Here is a 14,123-nt window from a genome sequence, read left to right as displayed (position 1 = left end):
CGCGGGCCAAGAAAAAGGCTCCCGAAGGAGCCTGTATCGCGACCGCCGTCCGGGTGATCAGGAGATCACTCGTCGGGGGCCGCTCCGGTAATTACGAGAAGAGTGCGCAAGATTGTTTCCTGTCCAGTGCTGGAAACGCAATTACACGTCGAGTTTAGCAGGTCAACCCTGCTTCTTCTTTCTTCGTCACCCCGGACTTGTTCCGGGGTCCATCGTCCTGCGCGCATCCCCGTACGAGGGCGTGCACCGCCGCTCATTCTACGCCCATAGGCGGTTCGCCTGGGCGGCGATGGACCCCGGAACAAGTCCGGGGTGACGAGGAGCGCTTAGGGCCGCCGTTGAAGCTGCCCCACGTCGCGCACCGCGCCGCGGGCCGCGCTGGTCGTCATGGCGGCGTAGGCCTGGAGCGAGGGCGGCACCGCGCGGTCGCGCTTGGCGGGCGTGTAGGCGGCGGGGCCCCTCGCCTGCTGCGCCGCGCGTCGCCGATCGAGCTCCGCGTCGGGAACGACGAGCCGGATCGAGCGACCGGGGATGTCGATCTCGACCAGGTCGCCCGTCTCGACCAGCGCGATCGCGCCGCCCTCCGCCGCCTCGGGCGAGACGTGGCCGATCGACAGGCCGGACGTGCCGCCGGAAAAACGACCGTCGGTCACCAGCGCGCAGGCCGCGCCCAGGCCGCGCGCCTTCAGGTAGCTGGTCGGGTAGAGCATCTCCTGCATCCCCGGCCCGCCGCGCGGGCCTTCGTAGCGGATGACGACCACCTCGCCCGCGACCACCTGGCCGGTCAGGATGCCGGTCACCGCCGCGTCCTGGCTCTCGAATACGCGCGCCGGACCGGCGAAGCGCAGGATCGACTCGTCCACCCCCGCGGTCTTCACGATAGAGCCGTCGGCGGCGAGGTTGCCCGTCAGAACCGCGAGCCCGCCATCCTCTGAAAACGGGTGCTCGACGCTGCGGATCACGCCGGCCTCGCGGTCTAGGTCGAGCTCCGCCCAGCGCCGCGATTGCGAGAACGCCGTCTGCGTCGGCACGCCGCCGGGCGCCGCGCGATAGAGCTCGGCCACCGCCTCGCTGTTCGTCTGTCGCACGTCCCAGCGACGGATCGCCTCGCCCATGCTGCCCGCGTGCACGGTCGGCACCTGGTCACAAATCAGGCCGCCGCGGTCGAGCTCGCCCAGGATCGCCATGACGCCGCCCGCGCGGTGGACATCCTCCATGTGCACGTCGCTCTTCGCAGGCGCGACCTTGCACAGCACGGGCACCCGCCTGGACAGCCGGTCGATGTCGCCCATGGTGAAGTCCACGCCCGCCTCGTGCGCGGCGGCGAGCAGGTGAAGCACGGTGTTGGTCGACCCGCCCATCGCGATGTCGAGCGTCATCGCGTTCTCGAACGCTTCGAACGTCGCGATCGAGCGCGGCAGCGCGGCCGCGTCGTCGCGCGCGTACCAGCGCTCGCAGAGATCGACCACGAGCCGCCCCGCCTCGCGGAACAGCATCTCGCGGTCGGCGTGCGTCGCCAGCACCGATCCGTTGCCGGGCAGCGACAGCCCCAGCGCCTCGGTCAGGCAGTTCATCGAATTGGCGGTGAACATGCCCGAGCACGACCCGCAGGTCGGGCAGGCGGCGCGCTCGATCGCCTGCACCTCCTCCTCGGCGACCGCGTCGTCCGCGGCCGCGACCATCGCGTCGACCAGGTCGAGCGCGTGCGTTTTGCCCCGGAGCACGACTTTGCCCGCCTCCATCGGCCCGCCGGAGACGAACACGGCGGGGATGTTGAGCCGGAGCGCCGCCATGAGCATGCCCGGCGTGATCTTGTCGCAGTTGGAGATGCACACCAGCGCGTCGGCGCAATGGGCGTTGGCCATATACTCGACGCTGTCGGCGATCAGCTCGCGCGACGGCAGGCTGTAGAGCATGCCCGCGTGACCCATGGCGATGCCGTCGTCAACCGCGATGGTGTTGAACTCCTTGGCGACGCCGCCCGCGCGCTCGATCTCGCGTGCGACGAGCTGACCCAGGTCCTTCAGGTGGACGTGCCCCGGCACGAACTGCGTGAAGCTGTTGGCGACCGCGACGATCGGCTTGCCGAAGTCCTCGTCGCGCATCCCCGTCGCGCGCCAGAGGCCGCGCGCGCCCGCCATGTTGCGGCCGTGGGTGGTCGTGCGGGATCGTAGCGCGGGCATATCGCCCCTATGCGCCGAACCGCACCGCTGAAACAACCCTACTTTCTATACGCCTTAGGCACATACTTAGTTTCATCTGAGACTTACGTTCGGAAACTCTGTTGCCAAGCGGACGTCTTGATGTATGTAGCGCGCCATGATCCGCGTTCCGGCTCCGCTCCTGCGACTTATCCGCCCCTGAGCGGCATCGCGCCCTGACGCTGGGGCTCGCGGGCCGCGCAGGGGAGACCAGCCGGCCTTTTCACAACGCGAGCAGTTTTCATGACCGTGCACCACCCGAGCTTCGGCCGCGTCGCGCCCGACCGCGTCATCATCTTCGACACCACCTTGCGCGACGGCGAGCAGTCGCCCGGCTTCTCTATGACCGCCGCCGAGAAGCTCCGCATGGCGCACGCGCTGGCGAGCCTGGGCGTCGACGTTATGGAGGCGGGCTTCCCCGTCGCCTCGCCCGACGACTTCGCCGCCGTCCACACGATCGCGAGCGAGGTGCGGGGCCCCGTGATCTGCGCCCTCGCCCGCGCCGCCCGCGACGACATCACCCGCGCCGGCCAGGCGGTGCGCCCCGCCGAACGGCGGCGCATCCACACCTTCATCTCGACGAGCCCGCTCCATATGGAGCACAAGTTGCGCATGACGCCGGACGCGGTGCTCGACGCGATCACCGCTTCCGTGTCGCTCGCGCGCGACATGACGGACGACGTGGAATGGTCCGCGGAGGACGCCACGCGCACCGAGCCCGAGTTCCTCCGCCGCGCCGTCGAGCGCGCGATCCGGGCGGGCGCGACCACGATCAACCTGCCCGACACCGTCGGCTACGCTACGCCGGAGGACATGGCGCGCATGTTCGCCGACGTGCGCGGGAACGTGCCCGACGCCGACGGCGTGATCCTGTCGACGCACAACCATAACGACCTGGGGCTCGCCGTCGCCAACGCGCTGGCGGCCGTCGCCGCCGGCGCGCGCCAGATCGAATGCACGGTGAACGGCATCGGCGAGCGCGCGGGCAACGCCGCCTTGGAGGAGGTGGTGATGGCGATCCGCACGCGCCCCGACGCCAACCCCTACTCGAACGGCATCCGTACGGAGGAGATCGTCAGGACCTCGCGCCTGCTCGCCACCGTGACCGGCTTCGACGTCCAGCCCAACAAGGCGATCGTCGGCCGCAACGCCTTCGCGCACGAGAGCGGCATCCACCAGGACGGCATGCTCAAGGACAAGCGGAGCTACGAGATCATGACGCCGGAGAGCGTCGGCTGGACGCGCTCCAACCTGGTGCTCGGCAAGCATTCCGGCCGCGCCGCCTTCCGCGCCAAGCTCGCCGAGCTCGGCTATGGCGACATCGGCGACAACCGCCTGACCGACGCGTTCCGCCGCTTCAAGGAGCTGGCCGACCGCAAGAAGGTCGTGTTCGAGGAGGACCTGGTCGCGCTCGTGGACGACGAGGTGGTCCGCGACCATGAGCGAATCCGGTTCGTCGAGATCGCCGTCTCGTCGAGCAGCCGCGGCCCGGCGCGCGCCGAGGTCGAGCTGATGGTCGACGGCGAGCGCAAGGCCGCGACCGCCACCGGCGACGGCCCGGTGGACGCCAGCTTCAACGCGGTGCGCGCGGTCTGCCCGCACGCGGCCGAGCTCACGCTCTACTCGGTGGGCGCGATCACTGGCGGGTCGGACGCGCAGGCGCGTACCACCGTGCGCCTGGAGGAGGACGGCCGCTCGGTCGACGGCCAAGGCGCGGACACCGACACCGTAGTCTCGGCGGTGCGCGCCTATGTGCACGCGCTCAACAAGCTGCTCGTGAAGCGCGAGCGTCAGGCCCCGCCCCCAACTCAGGCCGGAGTGGTGAACGCGTGATGCCCCGGACGCTCTACGATAAGCTGTTCGACGCGCACGTTGTCGACACGCTGCCCGACGGCACCGCGGTCCTCTACATCGACCGCCACCTCGTCCACGAAGTGACGAGCCCTCAGGCGTTCGAGGGCCTGCGCGCCGCCGGCAGGCGCGTGCGCCGTCCAGACCTGACCTTCGCAGTCCCCGACCATAACGTCCCGACCACCGGGCGCGGAGAGCCGGTCGCCGAGCCGAAGAGCGCGCTCCAGCTCGCCACGCTTGAGGAGAATGTCCGCGAGTTCGGCGTGCCCTATATCCCCCTCACCGACGAGCGGCAGGGCATCGTCCACGTCGTCGGCCCCGAGCAGGGCTTGAGTCTGCCCGGTCTGACGATCGTCTGCGGCGACAGCCACACTTCGACGCACGGCGCGTTCGGCGCGCTCGCCTTCGGCATCGGCACCTCGGAGGTCGAGCACGTCCTCGCCACCCAGACGCTGCTCCAGCGTCGCGCCAAGACGATGCGCGTGACGTGCCGCGGCTGCCTCCGCCCCGGCGTATCGGCCAAGGACCTGGCGCTCGCAATCATCGCGCGGATCGGCACGGCGGGCGCGACGGGCCACGCGCTCGAATATGCCGGCGAGGCGGTGGAAGCGCTGAACATGGCCGGGCGCATGACGCTGTGCAACCTCGCCATCGAGGCCGGCGCGCGCGCCGGAATGATCGCGCCCGACGAGACGACCTTCGCCTACTGCCGCGGCCGCCCGTACGCGCCGAAGGGTGCCGACTGGGACGCCGCGGTCGCCTATTGGCGCACGCTGCCCAGCGACCCAGACGCGGCGTTCGACCGCGAGCTGGAGATCGACGCCGCAGCGGTCCGTCCCATGGTCACCTGGGGCACTAGCCCCGAGGCGGCGGTTCCGATCAACGGCGCCGCGCCCGACCCGGCGAGCGTGCCCGACGAGGTCACCGCCGCGCAGATACGCCGCGCGCTCGACTATATGGGCCTCGCCCCCGGCCAGCGGCTCGCCGACACGCCCGTGGACGCCGTGTTCATCGGCTCGTGCACCAACGCCCGCATCGAGGACATCCGCGAGGCCGCTCGCGTCGCGCGGGGCCGCCGCGTCGCGGACGGCGTGCGCGCGCTGGTCGTCCCCGGCTCCGGCCTGGTGAAGCGCCAGGCGGAGGAGGAAGGGCTGGCCCGCATCCTGACGCAAGCGGGTTTCGAGTGGCGCGACGCGGGCTGCTCCATGTGCCTCGGCATGAACCCCGACAAGCTGGGGCCCGGCCAGCGCTGCGCCTCCACGTCCAACCGCAACTTCGAGGGCCGCCAGGGGCCGGGCGGGCGGACGCACCTCGTCTCCCCTGCGCTCGCCGCCGCCGCCGCGGTCGCGGGCCGCTTTGTGGACCCGGCCGAACTGGAGGACGCGGCATGACCCCCTTCACCACGCTGACTGGCGTCGCGGTGCCCTTGCGCGCCGCGAACGTCGACACCGACCAGATCATCCCCGCGCGCTTCCTCAAAACGATCAAGCGCACGGGGCTCGGCCGGCACCTCTTCGCGGACCTCCGCCGCGACCCCGACTTCGTGCTCAACCGGCCCGAATATGCGGGTGCGCAGATCCTGATCGCGGGCGAGAACGTCGGCTGCGGCTCGTCGCGCGAGCATGCGAGCTGGGCGCTCATCGACTATGGCATACGCTGTGTGATCGCGCCCAGCTTCGCCGACATCTTCCAGAACAACGCGCTCAAGAACGGCGTGCTGCCCGTGGCGCTGCCCGCCGCCGCGTGCGAGGCGCTGACGGCCGATGCGGAGCTCGGCCCCAACGCCCGCCTCCATGTCGATCTCGAGCGCCAGATCGTCGTGCGGCCCAACGGCGAGGCGTTCCCCTTCGCAATCGACCCGCTCCGCCGCGAGATGCTGCTCGAAGGGCTCGACGATATCGGCGTCACGCTCCGCCACGTCCCCGCGATCGAGGCGTTCGAGGCGCGCCGGCCCGCTTGGGGCTTATGACGCGCATCCTCGTGCTGCCGGGCGACGGCATCGGCCCGGAGGTGATGGCGGCCGCGCTCACCGTCTTCGACGCGCTCGGCTTGTCCGTCGAGCTCGACCACGACCTGGTCGGCGGCGCGGCGTACGACGCGGAAGGGACGCCGCTGCCTGACCGCGTGCTCGCCAAGGCGCACGCGGCCGACGCCGTGTTGTTCGGCGCGGTCGGCGGCCCCAAGTGGGACGGCGTCGCCTACGACCTTCGCCCCGAGGCGGCGATCATCGGATTGCGCAAGCACCTCGACCTGTTCGCCAATTTGCGTCCGGCCCGCGTCTTCGACCGGCTCGCCGACGCGTCGTCGCTCAAGCCGGAGCTGGTGCGCGGCCTTGACCTGATGATCGTGCGCGAGTCGACGGGCGGCGTCTATTTCGGCGAGCCGCGCGGCATCGAGCGGCTGCCCGACGGGACGGAGCGCGGCGTCAACACGGAGGTCTATTCCACGCCGGAGATCGAGCGCGTCGCGCGCGTCGCCCTCGACCTCGCTCGCCGCCGCCAGGGTCGGGTGACGAGCGTCGACAAGGCCAACGTCATGGAGAGCGGCCTTCTGTGGCGCCGCACCGTCCAGGCGGTCCGCGACCGCGACTTCACCGACGTCGCGCTCGATCATCTCTACGCCGACAACTGCGCCATGCAGATCGTGCGTGCGCCTAAGCAGTTCGACGTGGTCGTCACCGGCAATTTGTTCGGCGACATTCTGTCAGACCTCGCCTCCATGTGCACCGGCAGCCTGGGGCTCCTGCCCTCCGCGACGCTCGGCCCCGTCGACGCCGACGGTCGCCGGCCTGCGCTGTATGAGCCGATCCACGGCTCCGCGCCCGACATCGCGGGCCGGGGCGTCGCGAACCCAATCGCGCAGATCCTCAGCCTGGCCATGCTGCTGCGCTGGTCGCTCGGGCTGGAGGAGCCGGCGACCCGCGTCGAGCGCGCCTGCGAAGCCGCGCTCGCCCGCGTCCGCACGCCCGACCTAGCCGCGCCGGACCTGCCGACGGTGGGCACGCGGGAGATGGCGGATGCGGTGGTCCGCGAACTCGGCCTATGAGGATCGAACGGTTCGCGCCGCCTCAAGCCAAGCGCCTCGTCGTCAAGATCGGCTCCTCGTTGCTGGTGCGGCCCGACGGCACGCCGCGGCGCGAGTGGCTGGCGACGCTTCTCGACGACGTGGTCGAACGCCGCGCGGCGGGGCAGCAGGTGGTAATCGTCTCGTCGGGCGCGATCGCGCTCGGCGCGCGGACGCTGGCACTGCCCGGCGGTGGCCGCGCGAGCCTGGACGACGCGCAGGCGGCCGCGGCGGTGGGCCAGATCATGCTCGCCCGATTGTACGAAGAACTGCTCGGTGAGCGGGGTATGCGCGCGGCGCAGATGCTCCTGACGCTCGACGATCTGGAGGACCGCCGCCGCTACCTGAACGCGTCCGCGACGCTCGACCGGCTGCTCGCGCTGGGCGCTGTCCCGGTGCTCAACGAGAACGACAGCGTCGCCACCGCCGAAATCCGCTTCGGCGATAACGACCGGCTCGCGGCGCGCGTAGCGCAGGCGGCGGGCGCGGGCGGCGTCGTGCTGCTGTCCGACGTGGACGGGCTCTACACCGCCGATCCCACGGTGGACCCGGCGGCGACGCTGGTCGAGACGGTCGAGGAGCTAGACGAGCGCATCATGGCGCTGGGCGACGCGCGCAGCGGCTCGGGCCTGGGCACGGGCGGCATGGCGGCGAAGCTTCAGGCGGCGCGGATCGCGGGGCTGGCGGGCGCGGACCTCGCGATCGTGTCGGGCAAGATCGACCACCCGCTCCGCCGCTTCGCCGAGACCGGGCGCGGCACCGTCTTCGTCGCGCCGAGCGCGCCGCCCCGCCGCAAGGCGTGGCTCGCGGGCGGGCTCGCCGCGAAGGGGCGCATCCACGTGGACGAGGGCGCGGCCGCCGCGCTCGCCGCCGGGCGCAGCCTGCTCGCGGCCGGCGTCTTCCAGGTCGAGGGCGCGTTCCGGCGCGGCGACGTGGTCGAGGTGGTCGCGCCCGCCGGCCCGATCGCGCGCGGCCTCGTCGCCTACGACTCAGGCGAGGCGGCGCGCATCGCGGGCGTCCGCAACGAAGCGCAAGGAGAACTGCTGGGCTACGCGCCGCGTTCGGCGCTGGTGCATCGCGACCATTTGGTGATGCTGTGACCCCCGACGACCTCCTGCTGGACATGGGCCGCGCCGCGCGCGAGGCCGCGGCGATGCTGGCGCAGACCGACACCGCGGCCAAGGCGGCGGCGCTCCGCGGCGCGGCGGGGCGCGTCCGGGAACGGGCGGGCGCGATCCTCGCCGCCAACGAGGCCGACATGGCGCGCGCGGCCGCCGCCGGGCTCACCGGCGCGATGCTCGACCGGCTCAGGCTCGACAACGCGCGCCTGGCCGGGATCGCGGCGGGGCTGGAGGCGGTCGCCGCCCTCCCCGATCCCGTCGGCCAGGTGATCGGGGAGTGGACGCGCCCGAACGGCCTCCGGTTCACGCAGGTCCGCGTGCCGCTGGGCGTGGTCGGCATCATCTACGAGAGCCGCCCCAACGTCACCGCCGACGCCGCCGCGCTCTGCCTGATGAGCGGCAACGCCTGCATCCTGCGCGGAGGCGCGGAGGCGATCGAGACCAACCGGGCGCTGCACGCGGCGGTGGTGGAGGGGCTGGCCGACGCAGGCATTACGCCCGACGCCGTCCAGCTCGTGCCGACGACCGACCGCGCCGCCGTCGGCGCGATTCTGCGAGCGCGCGGGCTGATCGACGTGGTGATCCCGCGCGGCGGCAAGAGCCTCGTCGCGCGCGTCGAGGAGGAGGCGCGCGTACCCGTGCTCGCGCACCTGGACGGGGTATGCCACGTCTATTTCGACCGCTCGGCCGATCCCGCCAAGGCCAGGGCCGTCGCGCTCAACAGCAAGATGCGCCGCACGGGCGTGTGCGGCGCGGCGGAGACGCTGCTGATCGACGAGGTACTGCCCGTCGAGACGACGCGCGCGGTGCTGGGCGACCTGCTCGACGCGGGCTGCGAGCTGCGCGTCGCGCCCGACCTCCTCGCGCTCGACCCGCGCCTCGTCCCCGCTTCCCCGGAGGACTGGGGGACCGAGTATCTCGACGCGATCATGGCCGTCGCCACCGTGCCCGGCGTGGCCGGCGCGATCGAGCACATCGCGCGCTACGGCTCGCACCACACCGACGCGATCGTCGCCGAGGACGACCGCGCCGCCGAGCGCTTCCTGACGGAAGTCGACAGCGCGATCGTGCTCCACAACGCCTCCACCCAGTTCGCCGATGGCGGCGAGTTCGGCTTCGGCGCGGAGATCGGCATCGCCACCGGTCGCCTCCACGCGCGCGGGCCGGTCGGACTGGCGGGCCTCACGACCTACAAGACGGTCGTGCGCGGCGACGGCCAGGTCAGGGCGCCGTAGCGCTCGACATGACGGGTTGAGGAGCGTGGCGGGCGACCACATCTAGGCGGCATCCGCCTATGAGGGTTTCGAGATGTTCGCCCATATCTTTGCAGCCGTTCTGACCACCGCCGCGATCCAGCCCCTGGCCGTGACGATCGACGGCGCCGGAGAGCCGATCGACCTCACCTACGACGCCCGGCCTGACGTCCGCTACCGCCAGTTGGGCGCCGTCGCGCCGCCCGGCCGCCCTAGCAGCCTGCGCTGCGCCTGGAGCGCCGACATGCGGGTCGCCCGCAGGGCGGAGCGCCGCGGCGTCCCGCTCGCGTCGCTGTCGCGCGACCTGGCCAAGCTGAACCTCGCCGAAGGAAGCCGTCACGGTTGGTGCGCGCAGGTCCGCGCGGGCGTCGAGCGGGAGGTGGCGGGCATGGCCGCCGCGGCGCAGCCCCGCGTCCGCGAGGTCGTCGCGCGCGACCAGGCCTCGGTCTCGGCCGAGTTGCGGAGCCTCACACCCCCGCCCGCCTGACGCGGAGCGTCCGTTACCCGCGCCGCAGCGCCGCCGCGCCGAACGGAATGCCAATCACCGTTGGGCGCTGACGCGTACGGCCTTGACTAGCTTTGGCACACGCGTACGTTAGCGCTAACAATTTGGGGGATGGAGTGATCGGCGCGGTTTCGTTCGACCCTGGGGCGCACCTGCCGCCGGATTGGCGCGCGGCGACGCTGCTCGGGCGCGTCGACTTCGGCGAGGGGCCCTCGCCCGTGCTCGTTCGGGACGGCGTCGTCCACGATATGTCGCGCGTCGCGCCTACCGTGTCGATGCTGGTCGAGGCGGGCGCGACCGATCCGTCCGCCGGGCGTGCGGTCGGTCAGCTCGACGCGCTCGGCCTCTCACCCGCCGCCGGCCCCGCCCCCCGCCTGCTCAGCCCGGTCGACTTCCAGTGCGTCAAGGCGTGCGGCGTAACCTTCGCCGTGTCGGCGGTGGAGCGCGTCATTGAGGAGCGCGCGCGCGGCGACGCCGGCGCGGCGCTGTCGCTTCGTGCGCGGCTGGAGGAGCAGGTCGGCGGCAGCATCCGCTCGGTCGTCCCCGGCTCGGACGAGGCGGCGGCGCTCAAGGCGGCGCTGATCGCCGAAGGGCTCTGGTCGCAGTACCTCGAGGTGGCGATCGGCCCCGACGCGGAGGTCTTCACCAAGGCGCCCGTGCTGTCCACGGTCGGTTGGGGCGACGAGATCGGCGTCCGCTCCGATTCCACCTGGAACAATCCGGAGCCCGAGGTCGTGCTGCTCGTCGACCCGCGCGGGAACGCGGTCGGCGCGACGCTGGGCAACGACGTCAACCTGCGCGACTTCGAGGGCCGTTCGGCGCTGCTGCTCGGCAAGGCCAAGGACAACAACGCCTCCTGCTCGCTGGGGCCGTTCGTGCGCCTGTTCGACGAGGGCTTCACGATCGACGACGTGCGCGGCGCCGAGCTGTCGCTGCTGATCGAGGGCGAGGACGGCTACCGGCTCCAGGGCGCGAGCTCGATGCGCGAGATCAGCCGCGACCCGCTCGAGCTCGTGCGCCAGACGCTGAGCGAGCACCAGTACCCGGACGGGTTCGCGCTGTTCCTGGGCACGCTGTTCGCGCCGACGCAGGACCGCGACGAGCCGGGCCGCGGATTCACGCACAAGCGCGGCGACCTGGTCATAATCAAGAGCGGCAAGCTGGGCGTGCTGGTGAACCGCGTCACGACCTCGCGCGACGCGCGGCCCTGGACGGACGGGATCGCGGCCGCCGTCCGGCAACTCGCCGCCCGCGGCTTGGTTGGGGCCTGAACACGATGCTGCAACGGACGGAGAAGGCGGGCTTGCGCGCGATCTATCCCAGCCTGGCCGGCAAAAGGGTGATCGTCACGGGCGGCGGATCGGGCATCGGCGCCGCGCTGGTCGAGGCCTTCGTGGCGCAAGGCGCGCGCGTTGCCTTCGTCGACGTGGCGGAGGACGCCTCGCGCGAGCTCGCCGCGCGGCTCTCGGCCGATGCGCGCTTCGCGCCGATCTTCCGCCGGCTCGACCTCACCGATCTCGACGCGCTCGGCCGCACCTTTGCGGAGCTGGAAGGCGAGCTCGGCGGCGTGGACGTGCTCGTCAACAACGCCGCCAACGACGACCGCCACACGCCCGACACGGTCACGCCCGCCTATTGGGACGACCGGCTGGCGGTGAACCTGCGCCACCTGTTCTTCGCCGCCCAAGCGGTGACGCCGGGCATGAAGCGCCAGGGCGGCGGCGTGATCCTCAACTTCGGGTCGATCTCCTGGCACCTCGGCCTACCCGACCTCGTGCTCTACCAGACCGCCAAGGCGGCGATCGAGGGCATGACGCGCGCGCTCGCCCGCGATCTCGGCCCCGACGGCATCCGCGTGAACACGATCGTGCCCGGCAACGTCCAGACGCCGCGGCAGCAGAAATGGTATACGCCCGAAGGCGAGGCGGAGATCGTCGCCGCGCAATGCCTCAAGGCGCGCGTCCAGCCGGAGGACGTCGCCGCGCTGACGCTGTTCCTGGCATCGGACGACGCGCGCATGTGCACGGGCCACGACTATTTCGTGGACGCCGGCTGGCGATGAAGCGGATGGCGGCGGAGCACGCCGCGACCGTCGGCGCGACGCTGGGCGAAGGTCCCGTCTGGGACGCGCGGGACGGCGCGCTCTGGTTCGTCGACATCAAGGCGCCCCGCGTCCACTGTTTCGATTCGGCTACGGCGCGCCTCGACGCGTGGGAAGCTCCCGCCGAGATCGGCTGGGTCCTGCCCGCCGAGGACGGCGCGTTCCTGGCCGGGCTCCGGACGGGGCTGCACCGCTTCACGCCCGCCGACGGCCGCTTCGACCTGCTGGCCGAAGTCGAGCCGCAGCTTCCCGGCAATCGCCTCAACGACGCCGCGGTCGATCCGGCGGGGCGCGTCTGGTTCGGGTCGATGGACAATGCGGAGACCGCGGCGACCGGACGCCTCTATGCGCTGGAGCGGGGCAACATCCGCGACAGCGGCGCGGAGCCGGTGGTGATCACCAACGGCCCGGCGATCGCGCCCGACGGCCAGACGCTTTATGCCGTCGACACGCTCGGCCGCGCGGTCCACGCCTATGACTTGGCCGAGGACGGCGCGCTTCGGAACCGCCGCGTCTTCCTCCGGTTCGACGAGGAGCACGGCCATCCGGACGGCGCGATCTGCGACGCGGAGGGCGGCGTATGGATCGGCTTCTTCGGCGGCTGGGCAGCGCGGCGCTACGACGCGGCCGGGCGGCCGACGCACGAGGTCTCCTTTCCCGTCGCCAACGTCACCAAGCTGTCGCTGGGCGGCCCCGACGGCATGACCGCCTACGCCACCACCGCGCGCAAGGGGCTCGACGCGGTCGCGCTCGCCGCCCAGCCGCTAGCGGGCGACCTGTTCACCTTCCGCACCGACGCGCCCGGCGTCGTCGCGCCGCGCATCAGCCTGGAGGCGTTCGCCCGATGACCGACATATTCTCCCGCCGGCGCGCGCTCGCGCTCATGGGCGGCGCAGCCGCCTCGCTCGTCGGCGGGTGCGCGGCCGATCGGGCGCGGCCCGCGTCCGCGCCGCTCATGCCGCCGTCGCTCGACACGGTCGCGCGCGCCAAGGGCATGCGGTTCGGTTCCGCCGTCGCCTGGCGGCCGCGGAACTCTGAGGCGTACGAGGTCGCGCTGCCGCTCGACGCGGCGCTGCTCGACCGCGAGTGCGGCATCCTGGTGCCGGAGAACGAGATGAAGTGGGTGGCGCTCCGCCCCTCGCCCACCCGGTTCAGCTTCGTGCGCTTCGACGCCATGCTCGCCTATGCGGAGGCGAACGGCATCGCCATGCGGGGCCATACGCTGCTGTGGCACCAGCCCAAATGGATGCCGCGCTGGGCGAACGAGTACGACTTCGGCGCGAACCCGCGCGCTGAGGGCGAGCGGCTGCTCGTCGAGCACGTCCGCACCGTATGCGAGCGCTACGGCGCGCGGGTCGGCGCGTACGACGTCGTCAACGAGACGGTGAACCCGGCCGATGGCGGCCTCTACGACACCGCCCTCTCCCGCGCGATCGGGGGCACGGAGGCGACCGTCGACCTCGCATTTCGGACCGCGCGTGCCGCCGCCCCGCACGCGCAGCTCGTCTACAACGACTATATGAGCTGGGAGCCCGGCAATGAGCGCCACCGCGCCGGCGTGCTGCGGCTCCTTGAAGGCTTCCGCCGACGGGGCACGCCGGTCGACGCGCTGGGGGTGCAGTCGCACCTCATCACGCAGGGATCCGACGGCCCGGGCGCGCTCCAGCTGCAGCGCGACTGGCGCGCCTTCCTCGATGCGGTGGTGGCGATGGAATACAAGCTCGTCATCACCGAGCTCGACGTCCGCGACAACAACTTGCCCGCCGACATCGCCGTGCGCGACCGGGCCGTGGCGGACTATACGCGCGCCTATCTCGACGTGATGTTCAGCTATCCGCAGCTCCGCGACGTGCTCGTCTGGGGCATGTCGGACCGATACAGCTGGATCGAGGGGTTCGAGCCCCGGCCCGACGGCGCGCCGCGCCGCCCCACCGTCTACGACGCGCAGTTCCGGCCCAAGCCGATGCGCGCCGCCATCGCCGACGCGTTCGCGGCCGCGCCGCCGCGCTGATCCGTATCGCCTGAGTT

At 71.9% G+C, this 14,123-nt stretch carries 12 protein-coding genes; 11 read left to right on the top strand and 1 reads right to left on the bottom strand.

The genetic code is table 11. From position 1 onward, the window contains the following. Nucleotides 1-326 precede the first annotated feature (326 nt). Entirely contained in the window at nucleotides 327-2,183 is a 1,857-nt protein-coding gene (gene ilvD / locus CKY28_RS16680; RefSeq protein ID WP_095999502.1) for a dihydroxy-acid dehydratase, read from the bottom strand. Nucleotides 2,184-2,444: 261 nt separating this feature from the next. Between ilvD and CKY28_RS16675 the strand changes: the two genes are divergently transcribed. The 11 genes from CKY28_RS16675 (at nucleotide 2,445) to CKY28_RS16625 (ending at nucleotide 14,106) form a co-directional block, all read left to right on the top strand. After that, on the top strand, nucleotides 2,445-4,034 hold the full coding sequence (locus CKY28_RS16675; RefSeq protein WP_095999501.1) for a 2-isopropylmalate synthase: 1,590 nt from the start codon (nucleotides 2,445-2,447) through the stop codon (nucleotides 4,032-4,034). Beyond that, the gene (gene leuC / locus CKY28_RS16670; RefSeq protein ID WP_176473149.1) at nucleotides 4,034-5,443 is read left to right on the top strand and encodes a 3-isopropylmalate dehydratase large subunit; all 1,410 of its coding nucleotides are present in this window, start codon (nucleotides 4,034-4,036) and stop codon (nucleotides 5,441-5,443) included. Before CKY28_RS16675 ends, leuC begins: the two co-directional genes overlap by 1 nt. Next, nucleotides 5,440-6,021, top strand: a complete 582-nt coding sequence (leuD, locus tag CKY28_RS16665) for a 3-isopropylmalate dehydratase small subunit (protein ID WP_095999499.1) — start codon at nucleotides 5,440-5,442, stop codon at nucleotides 6,019-6,021. The genes leuC and leuD overlap by 4 nt, the downstream gene beginning before the upstream one ends. Beyond that, complete coding sequence (gene leuB, locus CKY28_RS16660; RefSeq protein ID WP_095999498.1) at nucleotides 6,018-7,097, top strand: 3-isopropylmalate dehydrogenase; 1,080 nt, start codon at nucleotides 6,018-6,020, stop codon at nucleotides 7,095-7,097. The genes leuD and leuB overlap by 4 nt, the downstream gene beginning before the upstream one ends. Beyond that, nucleotides 7,094-8,215, top strand: coding sequence for a glutamate 5-kinase (gene proB, locus CKY28_RS16655; protein WP_095999497.1), 1,122 nt, complete (start codon nucleotides 7,094-7,096; stop codon nucleotides 8,213-8,215). The genes leuB and proB overlap by 4 nt, the downstream gene beginning before the upstream one ends. 23 nt (nucleotides 8,216-8,238) lie before the next feature. Further along, on the top strand, nucleotides 8,239-9,471 hold the full coding sequence (locus tag CKY28_RS16650) for a glutamate-5-semialdehyde dehydrogenase (RefSeq protein ID WP_095999566.1): 1,233 nt from the start codon (nucleotides 8,239-8,241) through the stop codon (nucleotides 9,469-9,471). 73 nt (nucleotides 9,472-9,544) lie between these two features. Next, complete coding sequence (locus CKY28_RS16645; RefSeq protein ID WP_095999496.1) at nucleotides 9,545-9,976, top strand: hypothetical protein; 432 nt, start codon at nucleotides 9,545-9,547, stop codon at nucleotides 9,974-9,976. 137 nt (nucleotides 9,977-10,113) lie between these two features. Then, on the top strand, nucleotides 10,114-11,265 hold the full coding sequence (locus CKY28_RS16640; protein ID WP_095999565.1) for a fumarylacetoacetate hydrolase family protein: 1,152 nt from the start codon (nucleotides 10,114-10,116) through the stop codon (nucleotides 11,263-11,265). 5 nt (nucleotides 11,266-11,270) lie between these two features. Continuing rightward, a complete protein-coding gene (xylB, locus tag CKY28_RS16635) occupies nucleotides 11,271-12,056 on the top strand; it encodes a D-xylose 1-dehydrogenase (RefSeq protein WP_095999495.1) in 786 nt (261 codons plus the stop codon). Next, the gene (locus CKY28_RS16630; RefSeq protein WP_095999494.1) at nucleotides 12,053-12,943 is read left to right on the top strand and encodes an SMP-30/gluconolactonase/LRE family protein; all 891 of its coding nucleotides are present in this window, start codon (nucleotides 12,053-12,055) and stop codon (nucleotides 12,941-12,943) included. Before xylB ends, CKY28_RS16630 begins: the two co-directional genes overlap by 4 nt. Beyond that, entirely contained in the window at nucleotides 12,940-14,106 is a 1,167-nt protein-coding gene (locus tag CKY28_RS16625; protein WP_095999493.1) for an endo-1,4-beta-xylanase, read from the top strand. Before CKY28_RS16630 ends, CKY28_RS16625 begins: the two co-directional genes overlap by 4 nt. Nucleotides 14,107-14,123 lie beyond the last annotated feature (17 nt).

The organism is Sphingomonas lenta (assembly GCF_002288825.1).
Taxonomy (GTDB): Bacteria; Pseudomonadota; Alphaproteobacteria; order Sphingomonadales; family Sphingomonadaceae; genus Sphingomonas; species Sphingomonas lenta.
The sequence above is the reverse complement of the archived record's forward strand: the minus strand, read 5'-3'. Positions and strand labels throughout refer to the sequence as shown.